The 23,479-nt window shown below is 72.7% G+C and carries 18 protein-coding genes and 1 pseudogene; 8 read left to right on the plus strand and 11 right to left on the minus strand.

Features of this window, described 5'->3' with window-relative positions:
* On the minus strand, positions 1 to 372 hold the full coding sequence (locus ACZ4V1_RS01245; RefSeq protein ID WP_468327867.1) for a hypothetical protein: 372 nt from the start codon (positions 370 to 372) through the stop codon (positions 1 to 3).
* Between the two features lie 90 nt (positions 373 to 462).
* Here ACZ4V1_RS01245 and ACZ4V1_RS01250 point away from each other — a divergent pair, with 90 nt between their 5' ends.
* The 4 genes from ACZ4V1_RS01250 (at position 463) to ACZ4V1_RS01265 (ending at position 7,296) form a co-directional block, all read left to right on the plus strand.
* Positions 463 to 1,452, plus strand: a complete 990-nt coding sequence (locus tag ACZ4V1_RS01250; RefSeq protein WP_468327869.1) for an esterase-like activity of phytase family protein — start codon at positions 463 to 465, stop codon at positions 1,450 to 1,452.
* Positions 1,453 to 1,541: 89 nt separating this feature from the next.
* Positions 1,542 to 5,282 carry an ABC transporter ATP-binding protein gene (locus ACZ4V1_RS01255; RefSeq protein ID WP_468327871.1) on the plus strand — a complete coding sequence of 1,247 codons (3,741 nt, stop codon included), beginning with the start codon at positions 1,542 to 1,544 and terminating at the stop codon, positions 5,280 to 5,282.
* Positions 5,283 to 5,384: 102 nt separating this feature from the next.
* Positions 5,385 to 5,777: a hypothetical protein gene (locus ACZ4V1_RS01260; RefSeq protein ID WP_468327873.1), complete on the plus strand. Its 393-nt coding sequence runs from the start codon at positions 5,385 to 5,387 to the stop codon at positions 5,775 to 5,777.
* A 94-nt stretch (positions 5,778 to 5,871) separates the two neighbouring features.
* Positions 5,872 to 7,296, plus strand: a complete 1,425-nt coding sequence (locus ACZ4V1_RS01265) for a S28 family serine protease (RefSeq protein WP_468327875.1) — start codon at positions 5,872 to 5,874, stop codon at positions 7,294 to 7,296.
* A 49-nt stretch (positions 7,297 to 7,345) separates the two neighbouring features.
* On the opposite strand, the gene ACZ4V1_RS01270 is transcribed toward ACZ4V1_RS01265, so the two are convergent.
* Both ACZ4V1_RS01270 and ACZ4V1_RS01275 read right to left on the minus strand, forming a co-directional pair.
* Positions 7,346 to 8,020 carry a hypothetical protein gene (locus tag ACZ4V1_RS01270; RefSeq protein WP_468327877.1) on the minus strand — a complete coding sequence of 225 codons (675 nt, stop codon included), beginning with the start codon at positions 8,018 to 8,020 and terminating at the stop codon, positions 7,346 to 7,348.
* Between the two features lie 125 nt (positions 8,021 to 8,145).
* On the minus strand, positions 8,146 to 9,993 hold the full coding sequence (locus tag ACZ4V1_RS01275) for a glycoside hydrolase family 3 protein (protein WP_468327879.1): 1,848 nt from the start codon (positions 9,991 to 9,993) through the stop codon (positions 8,146 to 8,148).
* 380 nt (positions 9,994 to 10,373) lie between these two features.
* Here ACZ4V1_RS01275 and ACZ4V1_RS01280 point away from each other — a divergent pair.
* Positions 10,374 to 10,703, plus strand: a pseudogene (locus ACZ4V1_RS01280) (GNAT family N-acetyltransferase); the annotation flags it as partial.
* On the opposite strand, the gene ACZ4V1_RS01285 reads toward ACZ4V1_RS01280, so the two are convergent.
* Complete coding sequence (locus ACZ4V1_RS01285) at positions 10,687 to 11,487, minus strand: sugar phosphate isomerase/epimerase family protein (protein ID WP_468327881.1); 801 nt, start codon at positions 11,485 to 11,487, stop codon at positions 10,687 to 10,689. The pseudogene ACZ4V1_RS01280 and the gene ACZ4V1_RS01285 overlap by 17 nt on opposite strands.
* Positions 11,488 to 11,716: 229 nt before the next feature.
* Positions 11,717 to 12,763, minus strand: coding sequence for a LacI family DNA-binding transcriptional regulator (locus ACZ4V1_RS01290; RefSeq protein ID WP_468327883.1), 1,047 nt, complete (start codon positions 12,761 to 12,763; stop codon positions 11,717 to 11,719).
* A gap of 238 nt (positions 12,764 to 13,001) precedes the next feature.
* On the opposite strand from ACZ4V1_RS01290, the gene ACZ4V1_RS01295 reads away from it, so the two are divergent.
* From ACZ4V1_RS01295 to ACZ4V1_RS01305, 3 genes are read left to right on the plus strand one after another with little or no spacing between them, the layout of a single operon-like run.
* Positions 13,002 to 14,153 (plus strand): Gfo/Idh/MocA family protein, encoded by a 1,152-nt coding sequence (locus ACZ4V1_RS01295; RefSeq protein WP_468327885.1) that lies wholly within the window; start codon positions 13,002 to 13,004, stop codon positions 14,151 to 14,153.
* Positions 14,150 to 15,301, plus strand: a complete 1,152-nt coding sequence (locus tag ACZ4V1_RS01300) for a dihydrodipicolinate synthase family protein (protein ID WP_468327887.1) — start codon at positions 14,150 to 14,152, stop codon at positions 15,299 to 15,301. Before ACZ4V1_RS01295 ends, ACZ4V1_RS01300 begins: the two co-directional genes overlap by 4 nt.
* A gap of 41 nt (positions 15,302 to 15,342) precedes the next feature.
* Positions 15,343 to 16,149: a sugar phosphate isomerase/epimerase family protein gene (locus ACZ4V1_RS01305; RefSeq protein WP_468328900.1), complete on the plus strand. Its 807-nt coding sequence runs from the start codon at positions 15,343 to 15,345 to the stop codon at positions 16,147 to 16,149.
* Positions 16,150 to 16,364: 215 nt separating this feature from the next.
* Here ACZ4V1_RS01305 and rbsD read toward each other — a convergent pair whose 3' ends face one another.
* The 6 genes from rbsD to ACZ4V1_RS01335 all read right to left on the minus strand — a co-directional run bounded on the left by rbsD (position 16,365) and on the right by ACZ4V1_RS01335 (position 23,305).
* Complete coding sequence (rbsD, locus tag ACZ4V1_RS01310) at positions 16,365 to 16,754, minus strand: D-ribose pyranase (protein ID WP_468327889.1); 390 nt, start codon at positions 16,752 to 16,754, stop codon at positions 16,365 to 16,367.
* Entirely contained in the window at positions 16,751 to 17,656 is a 906-nt protein-coding gene (locus ACZ4V1_RS01315) for a ribokinase (protein WP_468327891.1), read from the minus strand. Before ACZ4V1_RS01315 ends, rbsD begins: the two co-directional genes overlap by 4 nt.
* Before the next feature lie 134 nt (positions 17,657 to 17,790).
* A complete protein-coding gene (locus tag ACZ4V1_RS01320) occupies positions 17,791 to 19,743 on the minus strand; it encodes an ABC transporter permease/substrate-binding protein (RefSeq protein WP_468327893.1) in 1,953 nt (650 codons plus the stop codon).
* A complete protein-coding gene (locus ACZ4V1_RS01325; RefSeq protein ID WP_468327895.1) occupies positions 19,733 to 21,307 on the minus strand; it encodes a sugar ABC transporter ATP-binding protein in 1,575 nt (524 codons plus the stop codon). Before ACZ4V1_RS01325 ends, ACZ4V1_RS01320 begins: the two co-directional genes overlap by 11 nt.
* Positions 21,304 to 22,344 carry a LacI family DNA-binding transcriptional regulator gene (locus ACZ4V1_RS01330; RefSeq protein ID WP_468327897.1) on the minus strand — a complete coding sequence of 347 codons (1,041 nt, stop codon included), beginning with the start codon at positions 22,342 to 22,344 and terminating at the stop codon, positions 21,304 to 21,306. The genes ACZ4V1_RS01325 and ACZ4V1_RS01330 overlap by 4 nt, the downstream gene beginning before the upstream one ends.
* Before the next feature lie 475 nt (positions 22,345 to 22,819).
* Positions 22,820 to 23,305 carry a carboxymuconolactone decarboxylase family protein gene (locus tag ACZ4V1_RS01335; RefSeq protein WP_468327899.1) on the minus strand — a complete coding sequence of 162 codons (486 nt, stop codon included), beginning with the start codon at positions 23,303 to 23,305 and terminating at the stop codon, positions 22,820 to 22,822.
* Between the last annotated feature and the right edge of the window lie 174 nt (positions 23,306 to 23,479).

Raw genomic sequence — 23,479 nt, forward strand, 5'->3', positions numbered from 1 at the left:
TCACCCCAGCAGGTCGGGCAGATCCTCTCTGAGCGCGGCGACCTGCGCGCGGTGCCCCGCGTTGAACTCCGCCAGTCCCCACGTGCCCAAGTTGTCCGAGAGGGCGCCCTCCTTCGCCGGCACCACGGCCGGTATCGCGCGGAACACCTCGCCGATCGCCGTGGTGTGCCGGCCCTTCTGGACAGCGGTCACCAGAACTCCGAAGGGGTCCAGTCTCAGGGCGTGAATCCGTTGGCCGGGACTGTCCTTGTCCTTGAACTCGTCCTGGACGGTCGGCTTGGGGCTGCCGGGAACCGCGAGGAACCTCAGTACCCGCAGCGTCGCGTACAGGCGCCCGGCCAGCCGCTGGCCGCTTTCCTTCTGCTCTGGCATGGATCATTACTTGCCATCGGAACGTCCCCGCATCCCACCCTTCGGAAAGCGGCCAACTTCCGGCCACCCCCGCGCCCTAGGGTGACGCGCATGCGCCCGAGAACCCTCCGTACCGCCCTCGCCACCCTCACCGCGGGTCTCGCGGCGGCCGGCTGCCTGACCGCCGCCGGACCGGCCACCGCACACGAGAGGCCACCGGGGAACGACTGCTCGCCCGCCGTCTCCCTCACCGGTTTCTCCGACGCCCTCGACAAGACGACGTACGACGGCACCTATGTCGGCAACCTCTCCGCCCTCGCCCGCGACCGGCGCAAGTCCGTCGCCGCTCTCTCCGACCGGTCCGCCCTGTTCCGGCTGGACGCGCGGACCCTGAAGCCGCGAGGCGTGATCCCGCTCGCCGACGAGAGCGGCGCGCCCCTCGACGCCGAAGGGCTGGTCGTCGACCGCGACGGCACGTACCTCGTCTCCTCCGAGACCGAGCCCTCCATCCGCCGCTACTCCCGCACGGGCGAGATCCTCGACCGCCTCCCCGTACCGGACGCCCTCCGCACCGCCCCCGCGGGCCGCGCCCGGGTGAACGGCAGCTTCGAGGGGCTCACGCTCCTGCCCGGCGGCCGGACCCTGATCGCCTCCATGGAGTACCCGCTCGCCGGTGACCCCGCCGACCTGGTCCGCTTCCAGACCTGGCGGCGGACAGGCCACGGCGGCTTCCGGCTCGGCGCCCAGTACACGTACCGGACCGACACCGGGCTGGGCGTCTCCGAGGTCGCCGCGACCCCGGACGGACGCCTCCTGGTCCTGGAGCGCGGCTTCACCTCCGGCGTCGGCAACACCGTCCGCCTCCACCTGGCCGACCGGCGCGGCGGGACGCTCGGCAAGACCCTCCTCGCCGACCTCGCCGACTGCCCCTCCCGCGGCGCCACCGCCAGGCAGCCCCAGCCCAACCCGCTCCTCGACAACTTCGAGGGCATGACCGTCACCGGCCGTACCGGGGGCCGCCTGAACGTCCTCCTCGTCAGCGACGACAACCAGAACGACGTGCAGACGACCCGATTCCTGCGGCTGAGGGTCCGCGCCTGAATCAGCGCGGCGGGATGAAATCCCCGCTCGCCCGTGTTGGTGCCTTGCGGTAGATCAGGTGAGCAGGACGACCGACCGGAGGGCACGGCGTGGACGCGCAACGGGGATGGGCACGACGACTGGCGGCTTACGCCTGGCGCTATCCCAAGGACGTCGTCCTCGCCCTCGGTGCCTCGCTGGGCGGCATGGCCGTCATGGCCCTGGTCCCGTTGATCACCAAGGTGATCATCGACGACGTGATCGGCGACAAGACCAGGGACATGGCCGTCTGGGCCGGCCTCCTGATCGGCGCCGCGGTCATCGTCTACGTCCTCACCTACATCCGCCGCTACTACGGCGGCCGGCTCGCCCTCGACGTCCAGCACGACCTGCGCACCGACATGTTCGGAACGATCACCCGGCTCGACGGGCAGCGGCAGGACGAGCTGTCCACGGGGCAGGTCGTCGGTCGGGCGACCAGCGACCTCCAGCTGATCCAGAGCCTGCTGTTCATGCTCCCGATGACCATCGGGAACGTCCTGCTCTTCCTGATCTCCCTGGTGATCATGGCGTGGCTGTCCCCGCCGCTCACTCTGGTCGCACTCGCCGTGGCGCCCGCGCTGTGGTTCATCGCCCGCCGCAGCCGCACCCGCCTGCACCCCGCCACCTGGTACGCCCAGGCCCAGGCCGCCGCCGTCGCCGGAGTGGTCGACGGCTCGGTGAGCGGCGTACGCGTGGTGAAGGGCTTCGGACAGGAGGACCAGGAGACCGGCAAGCTCAGGGAAGTCGGGCGCAGGCTCTTCGCCGGGCGGCTGCGGACGATCAGGCTCAACGCCACCTACACGCCCGCCCTCCAGGCCGTCCCCGCGCTCGGCCAGGTCGCGATGCTCGCCCTCGGCGGCTGGCTGGCCGTACGCGGGAACATCACGCTCGGCACCTTCGTCGCCTTCTCCACCTACCTCGCCCAGCTCGTCGGCCCGGTCCGGATGCTCGCCATGGTCCTCACCGTCGGCCAGCAGGCCCGCGCCGGCACCGAGCGCGTCCTGGAGCTGATCGACACCGAGCCCGGCATCGAGGACGGCACCAGGCAGCTGCCCACCGACGCGCCCGCGACCGTCGAGTTCGACGACGTCGCCTTCGGCTACGCCTCGGAGTCCGGGACGAGCCGGCCCGTCCTCGACGGGCTCTCCTTCGAGATCCGCGCGGGCGAGACCCTCGCCGTGGTCGGCTCCTCCGGTTCCGGCAAGTCCACGGTCTCCCTGCTCCTGCCGCGCTTCTACGACGTGACGCGCGGGGCCGTCCTCATCGGCGGCCACGACGTGCGGGAGCTGACCCTCGACTCACTGCGGGCCGCCATCGGGCTCGTGCCCGAGGACTCCTTCCTCTTCTCGGACACCGTGCGCGCCAACATCGCGTACGGCCGTCCGGACGCCACCGACGAGGAGATCGAGGCCGCGGCCCGGGCCGCACAGGCGCACCGGTTCATCACCGAGCTGCCCGACGGCTACGACACCACCGTCGGCGAGCACGGCCTGACCCTCTCCGGCGGGCAGCGCCAGCGCGTGGCACTCGCCCGCGCGATCCTCACCGACCCCCGGCTGCTGGTCCTCGACGACGCCACGTCCGCCGTGGACGCCCGCGTCGAGCACGAGATCCACGAGGCGCTGAAGCAGGTCATGCGGGGCCGGACCACACTCCTCATCGCGCACCGCCGCTCCACCCTCGGCCTCGCCGACCGCATCGCCGTCCTCGACCGCGGCCGCCTCGCCGACCTCGGCACCCACGAGGAGCTCCAGGAACGCTCCGCCCTCTACCGGCGCCTGCTGACCGACCCCGACGAGCTGGGCGGGGTGTCACCGGGACACGCCCGGCCCGCCGCGCCCGCCGAGGACACCTCCGTACGGGACGAGCTGGACGCCGAGTTCGACGCCGAGCGCGGGGTCACGCCACGGCTGTGGACCGGTGACCGCGCGCCCAAGGACACCGCCCTCGCCGGCACCCCGGCCACCCCGGAGCTGCTCGCCCAGGTCGACGCGCTGCCCCCGGCCGACGGGACCCCGGACGTCGACGAGGCGCGGGCCGTGCAGCCGGAGGAGTCGTACGGCCTGCGCCGCCTGCTGCGCGGCTTCCGGACACCGTTGCTGATCAGCCTCGCCCTGGTCGCCGTGGACGCCGGCATGGGCCTGCTGCTGCCGGTGCTGATCCGGCACGGCATCGACGAGGGCGTCACCCAGACCGCCCTCGGCGCCGTCTGGGCGGCCTCGCTGCTGGGGCTGCTCGCGGTGCTCGCCCAGTGGACGGCGCAGACCGGCGAGATCCGCATGACCGGCCGGACTGGGGAGCGGATCCTGTACTCGCTCCGGCTGAAGATATTCGCCCAGCTCCAGCGGCTCGGCCTCGACTACTACGAGCGCGAGCTGACCGGCCGGATCATGACCCGGATGACGACGGACGTGGACGCGCTGTCGACGTTCCTGCAGACGGGACTCGTCACCGCCTTCGTCTCGGTCGTCACCTTCTTCGGCATCCTGGTCGCCCTGCTGGTCATCGACGTGGAACTCGCGCTCGTGGTCTTCGCGACCCTGCCGCCGCTGATCATCGCCACGTACTTCTTCCGCAAGGCCAGCGTGAAGGCGTACGAGCTGGCCCGGGAACGGGTCTCCTCGGTCAACGCCGACCTCCAGGAGTCGGTGGCCGGACTGCGGATCGTGCAGGCCTTCCGGCGCGAGCACGACGGCGGGCGGCGGTTCGCCGAGCGCAGCGACAGCTACCGGCAGGCCCGTATCCGGGGCCAGTGGCTGATCTCGGTCTACTTCCCGTTCGTGCAGCTGCTGTCCTCGGCGGCGGCCGCCGCCGTGCTGATCGTCGGTGGCGCGCGGATCGACGCCGCGACGTTGACGACCGGTGCGCTGGTGGCGTACCTGCTCTACATCGACCTGTTCTTCGCGCCCGTCCAGCAGCTCTCCCAGGTCTTCGACGGCTACCAGCAGGCGTCCGTCTCCCTCGGCCGCATCCAGGAACTGCTGCGGGAGCCGGCCTCGACCCGGGCGTCGGAGAAGCCGTCCGGCGTGACCTCCCTGCGCGGCGAGATCGCGTTCGAGGACGTGCACTTCACGTACGGGGGCGCCGACGAGGCGGAGGCGGCGCTCACCGGCATCGACCTGCACGTCCCCGCGGGGCAGACCGTCGCCTTCGTCGGCGAGACCGGCGCGGGCAAGTCGACGCTGGTCAAACTGGTGGCCCGGTTCTACGACCCGACGGGCGGACGGGTGACCGTCGACGGGCGGGACCTGCGCGACCTCGACCTCACCGCGTACCGGCACCGCCTGGGCGTCGTCCCGCAGGAGGCGTACCTCTTCCCCGGCACCGTCCGGGACGCCATCGCCTACGGCCGCCCGGACGCCACCGACGCCGAGGTGGAGGCGGCGGCGCGGGCGGTCGGCGCCCACGAGATGATCGCCACGCTGGAGGGCGGCTACCTCCACGAGGTCGCCGAGCGGGGCCGCAACCTCTCCGCCGGGCAGCGGCAGCTGATCGCGCTGGCCCGCGCCGAGCTGGTCGACCCCGACGTACTGCTCCTCGACGAGGCGACGGCGGCCCTGGACCTGGCCACCGAGGCGCAGGTCAACCAGGCCACCGACCGCATCGCGGGCCGCCGTACGACGCTCGTCGTCGCGCACCGGCTGACCACCGCCGCCCGCGCCGACCGCGTCGTCGTCATGGACGACGGCCGGGTCGCCGAGGACGGCACGCACGACGAACTGCTGGCGCTCGGCGGGCGGTACGCGCGACTGTGGCGGACGTTCGTCGGGGCGGCCGAACCGGAGGAGCCGGTCGGTGTCCTGCGGTGATGTCCGCGCAACCATTCGACACACGCCGTGCGTCCGTACATCCGTACGTCGGCGGCGTCGTGGGTCAGTAGCGCCGCGCGTCGCGGACGGAGGGGGACCGCAGTGGACAAGGGTGTTGCCGCGATACGCCGGCGGCTGGCGCTCGGCACGGCCGTGCTGACCGCGGCCGGACTGCTCGCCGTGGCGATGCCGCACGAGGCACAGGCCGCCGCGGCGTGCCCGGGCCGCAAGGTCCGCACGCTGCCGTTCTCCACGGGGTCCGTCCTCGTCTACAAGCGCGGCGGCTACATGTGCGCCGTCACCGTCCCCAAGAAGCCCGGGACCAGGCGGCCGATGTCCGTCAGCGTGCAGGCGCGCGGCAGCCGTCCGGTCGTGGACTCGGGGCGGTACGCCTACCGGGCGGGGCCGGTGACCGTGCACGCCGGCAAGCGCTGCGTGTGGGTGCGGGGCGAGGTGTCCCGGGGCTCGGTCAGCTCCGGCTGGATCCTCTGCTGAACCGGCTCCCGGCAGCCAATCTCCGATCTCCCCTGGTGTGCGGGTGACTTGCTCCGATAGCTTCCGGCGCACATCCGTTTCACAGGGAGGGTGCATGCGCAAGGCGCTCAGATGGCTGCTGGCGCTCGTGGTGCTCATAGGCACCGTCAGCACGGCGGGCGCGGCCACCGCCGCCGAGCCGAAGGCCGTCGACATCAAGGACCGGCTGCTGTCCATACCGGGCATGAGCCTGATCGAGGAGAAGCCGTACACCGGCTACCGCTTCTTCGTCCTCAACTACACCCAGCCGGTCGACCACCGGCGCCCGTCCAAGGGCACGTTCCAGCAGCGGATCACCGTGCTGCACAAGGACGTCAACCGCCCGACGGTCTTCTACACCGGCGGCTACAGCGTCTCCACCAACCCCGGCCGCCGCGAGCCGACCCAGATCGTGGACGGCAACCAGGTCTCCATGGAGTACCGCTACTTCACCCCGTCCCGGCCCGAGCCGGCCGACTGGTCCAAGCTGGACATCTGGCAGGCCGCGAGCGACCAGCACCGCATCTTCAAGGCGCTCAAGCCGGTCTACTCCGAGAACTGGATCTCCACCGGCGGCTCCAAGGGCGGCATGACCGCCACCTACTACGAGCGCTTCTACCCGCGCGACATGGACGGCGTCGTCGCCTACGTCGCCCCCAACGACGTGGTGAACCGCGAGGACCGGGCCTACGACCGCTTCTTCGCCCGGGTAGGCACCGAGGAGTGCCGCGACCGGCTGAACGGCGTGCAGCGCGAGGCGCTGGTGCGGCGGGCGCCGCTCAAGAAGAAGTACGAGGCGTACGCGGCCGAGGAGGGCTACACCTTCGACACCGTCGGCAGCCTGGACCGCGCCTACGAGGCCGTCGTCCTCGACTACGTCTGGGGCTTTTGGCAGTACAGCACCGTGAAGGACTGCGCCGACATCCCGGCCGACGCGAAGAACGCGACGGACGACGAGATCTGGAACTCCATCGACACGATCTCCGGTTTCTCCTTCTACACGGACCAGGGCCTGGCCCCGTACACGCCGTACTACTACCAGGCGGGCACGCAGCTGGGCGCGCCGACGATCCACTTCCCGCACATCGAGAAGAAGTACATCCGCTACGGCTACCAGCCGCCGCGCAACTTCGTGCCACGCTCGATCCCGATGAGGTTCGAGCCGTGGGCGATGCGGGACGTCGACCGCTGGGTGCGGCACAACGCCGACCAGATGCTGTTCGTGTACGGCGAGAACGACCCGTGGGGTGCCGAGCCCTTCCGTCTCGGGCACGGCGCGCGTGACTCCTACGTCCTCACCGCGCCCGGCATGAACCACGGCGCCAACGTGGCCGGTCTGGTGCCCGAGGAGAAGGCCCTCGCCACGGCCCGCATCCTCGACTGGGCGGGCGTCGCCTCAGCCAAGGTCCAGGAGGACCCGTCGGCGGCCGAGCCGCTGGCGACGTTCGACGCCAAGCTGGACAAGCGGGACGTGCAGCGCGAGCCGGCGCTGCGCCCGTAGGACGGTGACCGCGCCCGGCCGCCGCTGAGCCGCTCCGGTCTCCGGACGCTCACAGCGGCCGGGCGCAGCCCACCGGCCGTTCGCCGCCGAGGCGGACGTAGAGGCCGGTCGAGGCGGGGCAGTCGGCCCGTACGGCGACCGCCTCGACCACCTTGAACTGCGGCTTCTTCTTGCCCTTGCCGTCGCACGCGGTCTCGCGGACCTTGCCGTCCCCGGCGTCGTGGACGCAGTCGCCGACGATGGTGCGCGGGCCGCCCCCGCCGCCCGGGTCACCGGGGTGCGGCGGCCGGAGCCCCCGCATGCAGGCGTAGCCCCGTGGCACGGCCCCGTCGCCGTCCTCGTCGGCGGAGGGGCGCTGTTCGCTGATGTGCAGTACGAAGTCGGTGGTCGCGGGGCACGGCGGCCCGTCGCCCGCACGGCCGTCCTCCCGGGCCACGACCCGCGCCGCCGCCCGCTCGCTGTCGCACGGGACTTCGGTGAAGCTGACCGTCCCGAACGAGCTGCACTCGTCGATCGCCAGGAACACCGCCCCGTACCCGGAGGGCCGGACGGCGGCCGGCGCCGAGCCGGGCCCGGTCCCCCCGCCGCCGTTCGCGCCGCTGCCGGTGCCACCGCCGCCGCTGTCCCCGTCCGCCAGGCCCGCAGGGCTCTGGCAGCCCGTCAGCAGTACGGCGCACAGCGCCGACAGGGCGCAGAGCACCCCCGCAGCCCATCTCTCACGCATCGCCATCCCCCCGGATCCCCGGTCCAGCGTGACCCGCCGCAGCGGGGCACGCCAGACGCGCGGGGTGCATTGCGCACGGGTGACGGGGGCGCGCCCCCGGCGCGCGGCGTAGGCCGCGCTACGTCCTACGACCGGTAGGACAGCCCGTGCCCGAGGGGGTACAGCACCTTCGCCGGATCGTCCGCCCGCACCACCGGCACCGGCAGCCTGCCGCGCGGCCGTACCCGCCCCGCGATCACCCGGGCCGCCGCCCGGACCTCGACGTCGGTCCAGGAGTACGCGGCGAGGAAGGCGCGGACGTCCGGGAGCCGGGCCACGTCGTAGGGGTTGCGGACGGCGACCGCGACGACGGGCTTCCCCGTCTCCAGCAGCCGTGCGACCAGCGTGCGCTGGCTACTGGCCGCGGTGACGTTGTACGTGGCGACCACCACCGCGTCGGCGCCCCCGGCCGCCGCGACCGCGCGGTCGATGAGGGCGGCGGAGGGCGCGGTGCCCGTGGACAGGGCGGTGGCCGTGAAGCCCAGCTCCGTCAGTTCGCCCGCGAGGACGCCCGTGGGCGGTCCGGTGGTGCCCGAGGGGGAGGCGGGGTCGGCGCCCACGACGAGCACCTTGCGGTGCTCGCGGCGCGACAGCGGCAGCAACGGCCCCTCGTTGACGAGCAGTGTGGTGGTCCGCTCGGCGATCCGGTCGGCCGCGGCCAGGTGCCCCCGGGTGCCGACGGTGCGGTCGACGTCCCGTCGGCTGGTGTAGGCGTCCCGGAACAGGCCCAGCTTCGCCTTCAGCCGCAGCACGCGCAGGATCGATTCGTCGAGCCGCGCCTCGGTGAGCTCACCGTCCCGTACGGCCGTCAGCACCGCGTTCCAGGCGAGGTCCAGGTGCGGCGGGTTGAGCAGCTGGTCGACGCCGGCCTTCAGCGCCAGCACCGGCACCCGTGCGTCGCCGTACTTGGTGCGTACGCCCTCCATGCCGAGGGAGTCGGTGACCACGACCCCGTCGTAGCCGAGCTCCTCGCGCAGGATGCCGGTGAGGATGGGGCGGGAGAGGGTGGCCGGGTCGCCGGAATCGTCGAGCGCCGGGACCACGAGGTGGGCGGTCATGATCGCGTCGATGCCGGCGCGGATGGCCGCGCGGAAGGGCGGGGCGTCCAGTTCCTCCCACTGCTCGCGGCTGTGGGTGATGACCGGGAGGCCGGTGTGGCTGTCGGTGGCGGTGTCGCCGTGCCCGGGGAAGTGCTTGGCGCACGCTGCGACCCCGGAGCGCTGGTACCCCGTCACCTCGGCGGCCACCAGCTCCGCCACCGCCTCCGGATCGGCACCGAAGGACCGGACGCCGATCACGGGGTTGGCCGGGTTGACGTTCACGTCGGCGACGGGGGAGTAGTCCTGGCGGATGCCCATCGCGTGCAGCTCGGCGCCCGCGACCCGGCCGAGGGTGCGGGCGTCGGAGCGCGATCCGCCCGCCCCGACGGCCATCGCGCCCGGGAAGAGGGTCGCCGGCCGGCCCACGCGGGCCACTATCCCGTACTCCTGGTCGGTGGAGACGAGCACCGGGAGGCCGCGCGGCAGCTCCAGGGAGGCCTGCTGGATGCCGTTGGACAGGCCGGCGATCTGGTGCGGATCGCGGGTGTTGTGCGCCCAGGCGAAGTAGATGACGCCGCCGACCCGGTACTTGGCGACCAGCTCGGCCGCGGTGCGGACGCCGATCTCCTTCAGGTTGGCGTCGATGTCGGCCTGGTCGGGGTCGGTGGCCGAGTGGCCGTAGACCCGCATGACGAAGAGCTGGCCGACCTTCTCCTCCAGCGTCATGCGGGAGATGAGGGCCCGGAGCTTGTCGTCGTCGGGCCGGCGGGCGTCGGCGTACGCGGTGCCGCCGCCGGCCGCCAGGGCCGCGGTGACGACCGCGGTCGCGGTGAGGACGGTACGTCTGGAGGGCTGTGCGGTGCTTCCCGTGCCGGCCGTGCTGCTGAGGTGCACGTGCGCTCCTTCCGGAGTGATCCGCTGGGGAATCGCTGGAGAGGTGCTGAAGGAAACTTCCAAGGAGTCACCAATATCCGGGAAGTTTCTGCCAGTCAAGGGAGCGCACAGGAGTCGCCCGAAGCGGCGGAGAGAGGGCCGCAGGGGCCGCCGTCGGCGCAAGGGAGGGGGCGCGCCGACGGCGACGCGCTGCCGGCCGCGGTACGGCGGAGAGGGTGGTCAGCGGTCGCAGCCGGCAGCGAGGCCGACACCGCACCGCGCGGACTCGTCCGGCAGCGTGCGGATTGGACGGGCGCGGAGGGGGCGGGGTTCCCCGTTCGGCCGGGTATTCGAAAGTCGGTGGACGCGACCGCCGGACGAGGTCGCGGCCCGCCCGGAATTCACGGGTCGACCTGAAGACCGACGCCCGCAACGACCGCTCCCGCGCTGCGATCGAGTCGGCCGGCGCCCGCTTCGAGGGCGTGCTGCGCAACTGGTCCCGCTCCTGGGCGCCGGGCGAGGAGGGCCGGCTGCGCGACTCCGCGATCTACTCGGTCACGGCGGCGGAGTGGCCGCGGTGCCGGGAGCGGTTGGAGCGCCGCGTGCGGTCCGCGTCGTCCCCGCGGACGCAGACTTCCGATCCGACGCGGAGGCGGACGCCGGCCTCCGGTCCGACGCGGACGCCGGCGTCGGCTCCCGGGCCGGCGCCCACCCTCACGCCGCCTCGCTGAGCAGCCGGGTGAGGTGCTCGCGCCCCGCGTCCAGCAGTTCCGGCAACGGGGAGGCCGCCTCGTACCACCGCTTCTCGTACTCCCAGCACAGCCAGCCGTCCCAGCCGTGGCGGGACAGGACGTCCACCACCTCGGTGAGCGGCAGTACGCCGGCGCCCAGCGGCAGCGGGAGGGTGTCGTCGGCGGAGGCGATGTCCTTGACCTGGACGTAGCCGAGGTGCGGGGCGAGGGCCAGGTAGCTCTCCGAGGGCTGCTCGCCGCCCAGCCAGGTGTGCATCACGTCCCACAGGGCGCCGACCTGGCGGTGCCCGACCAGGCCCAGGACGCGCATCGCGTCGGCGCCGGTGCGGTGCGAGTCGTGGGTCTCGAGGAGGATGCGCACGCCCAGTCCGGTGGCGTACTCGGCGGCCGTGCCCAGCCGCCGGGCCGCCGTGGCGTCGGCCTCCTCGGGGCTCTGCCCGGTGCCGCCGCCGGGGAAGACCCGGACGTACGGGGCGCCCAGGTCGCGGGCGAGGTCGAGAAGGGTGCGGATCTCGGCGATCACGGCGTCGTCGGCTCCCGGCGCGGCGACGCGCGCGTACCCCGCGAGGCCCAGCAGTTCCACGCCCGCCTCCTTGAAACCGGCCGCCACCGCGGCCCGTTCCCCGGAGGTCAGGCCCGGGTGTACCGGCTCCTCCGGGTGGGCGCGCAGCTCGACACCGTGGTAACCGTGCGCGGTCGCGAGCCCCAGTACGTCGGTCAGGGGCAGGCCGGGGACACCGAGGGTGGAGAACGCCAGCTTCATGACCACGGAGCGTACCCGCCCCGGCCTTGCGCATTCCTCCCCGTCAGCCGGGTGTCGCCGTCCCGTGGGCGCACGGCCGCACACGCCGACGCCGGGTGGGCCGGCTCAGCCGGTCCGGCGTCCGAGGACGAGGCCGTCCGGGCCGAAGCGGGGGTGCGAGGGCGTGTGGGGGGCGGCAGCCCCCGCCGGGCCCACGCCGACGCGGGGCGCCGGGAGACCGACGGCGCGCTCACTCCCGCGGCCCTCCGGAGGACCCCCGCACCATCAACTCCCCCCGCACCGTCGCGATCCCCCCGGGCGGCGCGTCCTGCCGCCCCATCGCGATGCGCCCGGCCCGCGCCCCCGCCTCCGCGAGCGGCAGCCGGACCGTCGTGAGCGCGGGTACCGCGTCGATGCTGAACGGCAGGTCGTCGAAGCCGGCCACGGACACGTCGTCCGGGATGCGCAGCCCGGAGTCGCGCAGCGCCGCGCAGGCGCCCAGCGCCACGGAGTCGTTCGCGGCGACGACGGCCGTCAGGGACGGGTCCCTGCGCAGGAGTTCGAGCGTGGCCTCGTAGCCGGACTGCCGGTCGTAGCGGCCGTGCACCGTCCAGCGGGGGTCCTCCTCGATGCCGTGCGCGGCGAGCGCGGCGCGGTGGCCCTCCAGCCGGTGCCGGGTCGTGGTCCGTTCCTCCGGGCCCGCGATGTAGCCGAGCCGCCGGTGTCCGAGCCCGATGAGGTGCTCGGTCAGCTGCCGGCCGCCACCGCGGTTGTCGAAGGTCAGGGCGATCGCACCGGTGTCCGGCGCCGGCGGCCGCCCGCACAGCACCACCCGCGTGCCGGCCTCGGCCAGCTTGCGCAGCTTCGCCGCCACGGCCGACTGGTGCGCCGCGTCCTCCATCGCCCCGCCGGTCAGCACCACGGCCGCCGCCCGCTGCCGCTGCAACAGGGTGAGGTAGGTCAGTTCGCGCTCCGGGGAGCCGCCGGTGTTGCAGACCACGGCGAGTCTCTCGCCCCCCGCTCTGCCGCCCGGCCCGCCGATCTCGGACTGGATCGCGCCGGCCATGATCCCGAAGAAGGGGTCGGCGATGTCGTTGACCAGGATGCCCACCAGGTCGGACGTGGCCGCCGCCAGCGCGCTCGCGGGACCGTTCAGGACGTACTCCAGGTCGTCGACCGCCTTCAGCACCCGTTCCCGGGTGGAGGCGGCCACGGGGTAGTTCCCGTTCAGCACGCGCGACACCGTCGCCGGGGAGACCTGGGCGCGGGCCGCCACGTCCGCCAGTGTCACCGTCATGTCCTCGTCCTCCGCCTCGCGCCTGTGTGCCGTACGCCGTCCCGGCCGTCCCGGCCGTTCCAGGTGACCTTACGGCCACCATCCGCCGTTGTTCGCCCCCTCGAACAACTCACCCGGACCACGGTCTTGTCCAGACCACCGTCCACAGGCTAGCTTCGTTGAGTATAGAAAGCGCTTGCTGTACCGCTGCTCGTATCGCTGCTGTATCGCAGCCGTATCGCCGTACGAAGGGAATGACGTGACACGCAAGACGGTGCGTATCGCCATGAATGGTGTGACCGGGCGTATGGGCTACCGCCAGCACCTCGTCCGCTCCATCCTCGCCCTGCGCGAACAGGGCGGCCTCGATCTCGGCGACGGCACCGTGCTGTGGCCGGAACCGGTCCTGGTCGGCCGCCGTGAGCACGCGCTGCGGGCGCTGGCCGAGCGGCACGGCCTGGAGCACGTCTCCACGGACGTGGACGAGGTCCTCGCCGACCCCGCCGTGGACATCTACTTCGACGCCCAGGTGACCTCGGCCCGCGAGGAGGCGATCAGGAAGGCGATCGCCGCGGGCAAGCACGTCTACACCGAGAAGCCCACCGCCACCGGCCTGGACGGCGCCCTGGAACTCGCCCGCCTGGCCCACGCGAAGGGCATCAAGCACGGCGTCGTCCAGGACAAGCTCTTTCTCCCCGGCCTGCTCAAGCTCAAGCGCCTCATCGACGGCGGCTTCTTCGGCCGCGTCCTGTCCGTGCGCGGCGAGTTCGGCTACTGGGTCTTCGAGGGGGACTGGCAGGACGCCCAGCGCCCCTCCTGGAACTACCGCGCGGAGGACGGCGGCGGCATCGTCGTCGACATGTTCCCGCACTGGGAGTACGTCCTGCACGAACTGTTCGGCCGGGTGAAGTCCGTCCAGGCCCTCGCCACCACCCACATCCCGCAGCGCTGGGACGAGAACGGCAAGCCCTACGACGCCACCGCCGACGACGCCGCGTACGGCGTCTTCGAACTCGACGGCGGCACGATCGCCCAGATCAACTCCTCCTGGGCCGTGCGGGTCAACCGCGACGAACTCGTCGAGTTCCAGGTCGACGGCACCGAGGGCTCCGCGGTCGCCGGACTGCGCGACTGCCGGGTCCAGCACCGCTCCGCCACCCCCAAGCCGGTCTGGAACCCGGACATCCCCGCCACCGAGGTCTTCCGCGACCAGTGGCAGCAGGTCCCGGACAACGGCGACTTCGACAACGGCTTCAAGGCCCAGTGGGAGCTGTTCCTGCGCCACGTCTACGCCGACGCCCCCTACCACTGGGACCTGCTGGCCGGCGCCCGCGGCGTCCAGCTCGCCGAACTGGGCCTCAAGTCCTCCGCCGAGGGCCGCCGCCTGGACGTACCGGAGATCGCGCTGTGACCCTCCACCTGCCGGGCGCGGACGGCACCCTGCGCGCCTACGCACCCCGCGCCGAGCCCCTGCCCCTTTCCTCAGGAAGCGCTTTCACCTCCCGTACGGTCTTCTCGGCCGCGCACGTCGTCGCCGACCCGTACGCGGACACCACGCCCGACGGCCCCGCCGCCGTCGACTGGGAGGCCACCCTCGCCTTCCGCCGCCACCTGTGGTCCCACGGGCTCGGCGTCGCCGAGGCGATGGACACCGCCCAGCGCGGCATGGGCCTGGACTGGGACTGCGCGGCCGAACTCATCCGCAGGTCCGCGGCCGAGGCGAAGGCGGCCGGCGGCCGCATCGCCTGCGGCGTGGGCACCGACCAGCTCACCGGCGGCACCCTCGCCGAGGTCCGGGCGGCCTACGAGGAACAGCTCGCCGTCGTCGAGGAGTCGGGCGCCCAGGCCATCCTGATGGCCTCCCGCGCCCTGGCCGCGACCGCGCAGGGCCCGGACGACTACCTGGAGGTCTACGGCCACCTCCTGCGCCAGGCCACCGAACCGGTGATCCTGCACTGGCTCGGCCCGATGTTCGACCCGGCCCTCGAGGGCTACTGGGGGTCGGCGGACCTCGACGCGGCCACCGGCACCTTCCTGGACGTCATCGCCGCCCATCCCGACAAGGTCGACGGCATCAAGGTCTCCCTCCTCGACGCCCAGCGCGAGATCGACCTGCGCCGCCGACTCCCGCAGGGCGTGCGCTGCTACACCGGCGACGACTTCAACTACCCCGAGCTGATCGCCGGCGACGACCAGGGCTTCAGCCACGCCCTGCTCGGCATCTTCGACCCACTGGGCCCGCTGGCGGCCGAGGCGGTCCGCGTCCTCGACACCGGGAACACGGAAGGCTTCCGCGCCCTCCTCGACCCCACCGTCGGACTCTCCCGCCACCTCTTCCAGACCCCCACCCGCTTCTACAAGACGGGCGTGGTGTTCCTGGCCTGGCTGGCCGGCCACCAGAGCCACTTCACGATGGTCGGCGGCCTCCAGTCGGCCCGCTCCCTGCCGCACCTCGCCCGCGCCTACGAACTCGCCGACGGCCTCGGCCTGTTCCCGGACCCGAAGCTGGCGCAGGAGCGCATGCGGAACCTGCTGAGCCTGTACGGAGTGAACCAGTGAGCGACACGGCCCCCGACCTGACGCGTTTCAGCGTCAACCAGATGACGGTCAAACAGCTCTCGCTGCCCGAACTGACCGCCGCCTGCCGAGAACTGGGCGTCGGCAACGTCGGCCTGTGGCGCGAACCGGTCCAGGCGTACGGTGTCGAGGCCGCGGCCAAGCTGGTCCGCGACGCGGGCCTGACCGTCACCACCCTGTGCCGCGGCGGCTTCCTCACGGCGACCGACGCGGGCGAACGCGCGAAGGCCCTGGCCGACAACCGCCGCGCCGTCGACGAGGCCGCCACCCTCGGCACCGACACCCTCGTCCTGGTCTCGGGCGGTCTCCCGGCCGGCGACAAGGACCTGCGCGCCGCCCGGGGACGCATCGCCGACGCCCTGGCCGAGCTGGGCCCCTACGCCGAGCGGCACGGCGTACGGCTCGCCATCGAACCCCTGCACCCCATGTACGCCGCCGACCGCTGCGTGGTCTCCACCCTCACCCAGGCCCTGGACCTCGCCGAACGCTTCCCGGCCCGGCAGGTCGGCGTCACCGTCGACACGTACCACATCTGGTGGGACGACCGGGCGCCCGAGCAGATCGCCCGGGCCGGGACCGGCGGCCGTATCCACTCCTTCCAGCTCGCCGACTGGACCACCCCGCTGCCCGAGGGCGTCCTCAACGGCCGCGGTCAGATCGGGGACGGCGCGATCGACATGCGGGAGTGGAAGGGGTACGTGGAGGCGGCCGGGTACACCGGCGCCATCGAGGTCGAGCTGTTCAACGAGGAGCTGTGGGCACGGGACGGGCGGGAGGTGCTGGCCGAGACGGCGGCGCGGTTCGCGGCGTACGCGGGGACCGGGAAATAAATCCAGACGACCCGTGCAACCGTTTCGTCGGTCCGCGGGTCGTACTTGGCATCAGGACACCCCGGTGGGGGGACCCGAGGGATCTGGGGGGATCCGGGGGGGGATCGCGGGGGTTCTGAGGGGGAGGGAAACCCGAGGGGGCCCGGTCGTCGGCTGGGCTCCCTCGAAGCTCCTCGCAGCTCTGTGGCTCGAAACTCTGTGAGCGCCGCCTGAGGCTAGAAGAAGACCCCGCACCGCAGCAGCACGTTCGCGTAGGGACGGGCCTCCCCGGTCCGCACCACCAGCCGCGCCCCCGCCGAGAGTTCCTTCAACCGCTCGTGCGGGACGAGTTCGATGGCGGGGAAGTGCCCGTCGAGCAGGGCGGCGGCATCCGCGTTGGCCTTCCGTACCTCCGTCGCCGCCGTGGCCCCCTCGATGACCAGCTCGTCGAGCAGGCCGTCCACCACCTCCGCGAAGGACGGCACTCCGGCACGGAAGGCCAGGTCGACGACGCGTGGGCCGGCCGGGATCGGCATGCCGACGTCGCACACCAGGACGCCGTCGCCGTGGCCGAGTCCGGCGAGGGCGCCCGCGAGGTGGCGGTTGAGTATGCCGGCCCGCTTCACAGCGCCTCCGCCTGTGCCGCCGTCGGGTACGACGCCTGCGCCCCCGGCTTCGTGACGGCCGCCGCGCCGACCCGGGCCGCGTACGCCGCCGCCTCGGCGAGCGACTCGCCCGTGCCGAGCCGCCAGGCCAGCGCCGCGGTGAACGCGTCGCCCGCGCCCGTCGTGTCCACGGCGTCCACCTTCACGGAGGGGACGCGGGCGACACCCTCGGACGAGGACGCCACCAGCGCGCCCTCGGCGCCCAGGGTCACGACCACCGAACGCGGCCCCTTGGCCAGCAGGATGCGGGCCCAGTCCTCGGGGCGCTCGCTCACGCAGGCGTCGCCGAGGATCACCTTCGCCTCGTGCTCGTTGACGATCAGCGGATCGCAGGCCGCCAGCACCTCGCGCGGGAGCGGGCGCGGCGGCGACGGGTTCAGCACGAAGCGGCTGTCCGGCGCCAGGCTCCGGACCACCTCCACGACCGTTTCCAGCGGGATCTCCAACTGCGCGGAGACGACCCGGGACGCGTGGAAGAGGCTCGCGGCGGCGCGGACGTCCCCGGGGGCCAGCCGGCCGTTGGCGCCCGGTGAGACCACGATGCTGTTGTCCCCGGACGGGTCGACGGTGATCAGTGCGACGCCGGTCGGCGCCCCGCCCACCAGCACGCCGACCGTGTCGACGCCGGCCGCCCGCTGCGAGTCCAGCAGCAGCCGGCCGTAGTCGTCGTCGCCGACCCGGGCCAGCAGGACCGTACGGGCGCCGAGCCGGGCGGCGGCGACCGCCTGGTTCGCTCCCTTGCCGCCCGGGTGGACGGCCAGGTCGGAGCCGAGCACCGTCTCGCCGGCACCCGGCCGCCGCTCGACGCCGATCACGAGGTCGGCGTTGGCCGATCCCACGACCAGGAGGTCGTAGTCGTACATGAATCGCTCTCCGATCCGAGTGAATCCGAGTGAACCCCGGGCGAGCCCGGGTGTACCGAGTGAATCCGAGTGAATCCGAGTGGACCGGGCCACGAGGGCGGACGGTCGTCGTGACCGCCCGCCCCGCGCCCGTGTCAGCCCTCGAAGCCGGCCACGTTCTCCTTGGTGACCACCTTCACCGGCACCTTCACCATCTTCTCCACCTTCTCGCCGTCCGCCGCCCGCAACGCGTTCTCCACGGCGATCCTGCCCAGTTCCCTGGGCTGTTGCGCCACGGACGCGAACAACGTGCCCTCCCGCACCGCCTTCAGCCCGTCCGGGGTGCCGTCGAAGCCGACGACCTGCACGGACTTGCCGGCCTTGGAGCCCAGCGCCTTGATCGCGCCGAGTGCCATCTCGTCGTTCTCCGCGAAGACGCCGTCGATGCCGGGGTGCGCCTGGAGCAGGTTGGTCATCACGTCCAGGCCCTTGGTGCGGTCGAAGTCCGCGGGCTGCTTGGCGACGACCTTGATGCCCGGGTACTCCTTCAGACCGGCCGCGAAGCCCGCCCCGCGCTCCCGGCTGGCGGAGGTGCCGGCCTGGCCCTGGAGGATGACGATCGTGCCCTTGCCGCCGAGCTTCTCGGCGAGCGCCTTGGCGCCCAGCTCACCGCCCTCGACGTTGTCGGAGGCGACCAGCGCGGCCGTCTTCGCGTCGTTGACGCCGCGGTCCACGGCGATGACGGGGATGTCGTCCTTGTTCGCCGAGCGCACCGAGGGGCCCGCGGCGTCGGAGTCCACCGGGTTGACGATGATCGAGGACAGGCCCCCGCTGGTGAAGTTCTGCAGCTGGTTGGCCTGCTGGGAGGCGTCGTTCTGCGCGTCGGTGACCGTCAGGTCCACGCCCAGCTTCTCCGCCCGCTCCTCCGCGCCGTCCCTGATCTGCACGAAGAACGGGTTGTTGAGCGTGGACAGCGACAGACCGACCTTCCGCGTCTTGCCGGCCGAGGAGTCGTTGTGCAGCAGCGAGGTCGCCCCGACGACGGCCACCGCGACCACGGCCGCGATCACGTACGTCATCGCCTGCTTGCCCTTGCCGCCCCCGCCGGCCCCGGCCGCGGGCGTGGTCGCCCCCGCCTTGCGCCGCAGGGTGTCCAGCAGCACCGCCAGCGCGATGACGACACCGATGACGACCTGCTGCCAGAACGCGGACACGGACAGCAGGTTGAGGCCGTTGCGCAGCACCGCGAGTATCAGCGCGCCGATCAGCGTGCCCGACGCCTTGCCGGTGCCGCCCGCGAGCGAGGCACCGCCGATGACGACGGCGGCGATGGCGTCCAGTTCGTAGCCCTGCGCGGCCTGCGGCTGCGCGGAGGAGAGCCGGGAGGCGAGCACGATGCCCGCGGCGGCGGCGAACAGCCCGGAGAAGGCGTAGATGGCGAGCTTCTGCCGCTTCACCCGCAGGCCGGACAGGCGCGCGGCCTCCTCGTTGCCGCCGATGGCGTACATGGAGCGGCCGATGTAGGTCCGCCCGAGGACGAAGGCGGTGACGAGCCCCATGACGATCATCACCAGCATCGGCACCGGCAGCCATCCGCCGAGCGTGTCGCCCAGGTGGGAGACGGAGTCGGGGAAGGCGATGGGCGAGCCCTGCGAGATGACGAGCGACAGACCGCGCCCCACCGACAGCATGGCGAGCGTCGCGATGAACGGGGGCAGTTTCCCGTACGAGATGAGGAAGCCGTTCACCAGGCCGCACGCGATGCCCGTCGCGACGGACAGCACTACCGCCAGTGCGACCGGCATCCCGGCCTCGGTGGCGCTCCACGCCAGCACGGTGGCCGACAGCGCGGCGACCGAGCCGACCGACAGGTCGATGCCCGCGGAGACGATGACGAAGGTGACGCCGAAGGCGAGGATCGCGGTGACGGCGGCCTGGACGCCGACGTTCAGCAGGTTGTCGGCGGTCAGGAAGTCCCCGGACAGTGCCGACATGGCGACGACGAGGACGATCAGCGCGGTCAGCGCGCCGTTGTCGAGCAGCAGGCGGCGCAGGCCGCCCGTGGCGCCCCGCGCGCCCGGCTTGCTCTTGAGCGTGTCAGTGGCCACGGGAGGCCTCCGTTCCGTTGCTGTCGGGGGAGTCGCCGGGGGGTGTGTCGCCGGGCGGAGTGTCGCTGTGGGGCGTACTGACGGCGAGCGCCATCACGGTGTCCTGGGTCGCCTGTTCGGCGGTGAGTTCGCCCGCGACGCGCCCCTGTGCCATGACCACCACCCGGTCGCTCATGCCGAGCACCTCGGGCAGGTCGCTGGAGATCATGAGCACGGCGGCACCGGCCGCCGTCAGTTCGTTGACGAGCTGGTAGATCTCGACCTTGGCGCCGACGTCGATGCCGCGCGTCGGCTCGTCGAGAATGAGCACCTTGGTGTTCGCCAGCAGCCACTTGCCGATGACGACCTTCTGCTGGTTGCCGCCGGACAGCGTGCGCACGTGCTGTCCGAGCCCGGCCATCCGCACGCCGAGCTGCCCGGCGATCCGCTCGGCCGCCGCGCGCTGCCCCTTGAGGTCGACGAGCCCGGCGCGGGACGTGGACCGGAGGGTGACCAGCCCCAGGTTCTCCTCTACCGAGGCGTCCAGGACGAGCCCCTGGCCCTTCCGGTCCTCGGGGACCAGCCCGATACCGGCCGCCATGGCCGCGTTCACGTCGTGCCGGCGCAGCCGGTCGCCCGCGACGTGCACGGTCCCGGCGTCGTACGGGTCGGCGCCGAACACGGCCCGGACGACTTCCGTCCGCCCGGCACCGACGAGGCCCGCGATGCCGACGACCTCACCGGCGCGCACCTCGAAGCCGACGTCGTGGAAGACGCCGTCCCGCGTCAGCCCCTCCACCGTGAGCAACGCCGCACCGGCGTCGGCGCGTTCACGCGGGTACTGCTGCTCGATCGACCGCCCGACCATGAGCCGTACCAGCTCGTCCTCGGGTGTGGTGGCGGGCACCTGTCCGACACTGCGTCCGTCCCGGATGACGGTGACGCGGTCGCCGAGGGCGGCGATCTCCTCCAGGTGATGGGTGATGAAGACGATCCCGACACCGTCCTCGCGCAGCCGCCGCACGATGGCGAACAGCTTGTCGACCTCCTCGGAGGTGAGCACGGCGGTCGGCTCGTCCATGATGAGGACGCGCGCGTCGAGGCTGAGCGCCTTGGCGATCTCGACCATCTGGAGCCGGGCGATGCCGAGTTCACGCACCCGCGCACGCGGCGACACGCTCAGGCCGACCCGCTTCAGCAGCACCTCGGCATCGGCGTCCATCTTCTTCCGGTCGATCATCCCGAGGCGGCGCGGCTGGCGCCCCAGGAAGATGTTCTCGGCGACCGTCAGATCGGGGACGAGGTTGAACTCCTGGTAGATGGTGGCGATCCCGAGGCGCTCGGAGTCCTGCGCACCGTGGATGCGCACCTCCTCGCCACCGGCCAGGATCCGCCCGGCGTCGGGCGTGTAGGCGCCGGAGAGCATCTTGATGAGGGTGCTCTTGCCCGCGCCGTTCTCGCCGAGGAGCACGTGCACCTCGCCCCGGCGCAGATCGAAGTCGACGCTGTCGAGCGCGACCACGCCGGGGAAGGTCTTGCGGATGCCCTCGATGCGCAGCAACTCGTCCGGACTGCGGCTGCTCACGGCGTACTCCTTCGTACGGGGGAGGGGGACGGGGTTTCCTGTGGGGCCGCCTCACCGCAGGAGCGGCGGACGACCAGCCGCGCCGGGAGGGTGACGGACTCGCCGGGCCGGCCCGCGATGCGGTCGACCAGCGCGCGCACGGCGGCCCGGCCGAGGTCGCCCGTGGGCTGGGCGATCGCAGTGACGGGCGGATCGGTGTGCACGAACCAGGGGATGTCGTCGAACGCGGCGAGCGCGATGTCCTCGGGGACCCGCAGCCCGCGCGCCCGTACGGCGTCCAGCGCGCCGAGCGCCATCAGGTTGTCGGCGGCGAAGACGACCTCGGGCGGCTCGGGCAGGTCGAGGAACCCCTCGGTGACCCGGCGCCCGCTCTCCGCCTGGAAGTCGCCCTGGCCGATGTAGGCGTCGGGCAGGGGGAGCCCGTACACGCCGAGTGCCTCGCGGAAGGCGTCGACGCGCTCGCGTCCGGTCGTGGTGGCGGCGGGCCCGGCGATGATGGCGAGCCGCCGGTGCCCGAGCCCGTGCAGGTGGGCGACGAGGTCCCGGACGGCGCCCCGCCCGTCCGACCGGACCACGGGCACGTCGACGCCGGGGATCCAGCGGTCGACGAAGACCATCGGCGTCCCGGCCCGCGCGGCGTCGAGCATCCTGGGCGAACCGCCGTCGGTGGGGGAGACGAGGAGCCCGTCGATACGCCGGTCCAGCAGCGTCGTGACGTGGTGGTCCTGGAGATCGGGCCGCTCGTCGGCGTTGCCGATGATGACGCTGTAGCCGAGCGCGCGGGCCTCCTCCTCGACGGAACGGGCCAGCTCGGTGAAGTACGGGTTCATGACGTCGCTGATGACCAGCCCGAGGGTGCGGGTCTGGTCGGTGCGCAGCGACCGGGCGACGGCGTTCGGGCGGTAGCCCAGCGTCTCCACGGCGGCCAGCACGCGGGTACGGGCACCCGGGCTGACGGACGGGTGCCCGTTGAGGACACGCGAGACCGTCGCGACGGAGACGCCCGCCTCGACGGCGACGTCCTTGATACTCGCCATCGCCGTTTCCACCTCCTTGTGGAATCGATTACACGGAGGATTGGAAACGATTACACGAGTGGTGGCAAGAGGGTGCGGAGCAGCCGAAACCCAATCGTGACCCGGCATGCGCCTCGGCCCGCGACTCGGCTCGCGCCTTGGCCCGCGACTCGGCTCGCGACCCGGCGTGCGGGGGGCGTAGGCCCGGGGGCCGGCCCCCGGCGTACGGGGGGGCGCGTAGGCCCGGGGGCCGGCCGTCCGTTGACGGGTGGCCGTGGGACCGCCCGCTTCCTGGCCGGTGTCGTGCTTCCGCGAGCCGGGTGAAGGGCGCTCCCCGCGGTCGCGCCGGCTGCGCCGACGACCCTGCGGGTCACCCTCGACTCGGCTCGCTCCACCACCGGTGAGAAGCGTGCAGAAGCGTGCGGGGCGGCCGGGGAGAGCGGGCGGCCCCAACGGCCACGTACCGGTCCGGCCCCGCGACAACGCCCCCCGAGGATCAGCTCATCGCGGCCTCGAACATCCCCGCCTCGTACGAGCCCCCCTGCTGGTGTGTGATCACGGCGAGCCGGTTGGCCGCGTTGATCAGCGCGACCAGGCAGACCATCGCGGCGACCTGGTCGTCGTCGTAGTGCTCGCGCACCCGCGCCCACGTCTCGTCGGACACGCCCCGGTGGGCGTCGGCGAGCCGGGTGCCCTCCTCGGCGAGTGCCAGCGCGGCCTGTTCGGCCTCGGTGAACACCGTGGACTCGCGCCAGGCGGCGACCAGGTGGAGGCGCACCGCGCTCTCACCGGCGGCCGCGGCCTCCTTGACGTGCATGTCGATGCAGTGGCCGCAGCCGTTGATCTGGCTGGCGCGCAGCGACATCAGTTCCTGCGTGGACTTCGGCAGTGCCGACTGGTGCACCAGCATCCCGGCGCCCGCGAACCGCTTCGCGAACCTGCCGCCGAAGTCGTTCTCGAACAGGTTGAATCGGGTGTCCATGATCTCTTCCTCGCTCTCGGTGCCTCACTGACGAACACAAGACGCCGGCGGCCCGCCCCCTGTGACGTGCCACCGGCGTGACCCAGGCCACCGCCGACGGGTGTCACGGAACCGCGGCGACCGGTGTCCTCTGCGCGGGACACCGTCGGATTCGACGAACGGGAGAAGCCGGTG

It is taken from the genome of Streptomyces sp. NPDC028991 (assembly GCF_055564775.1).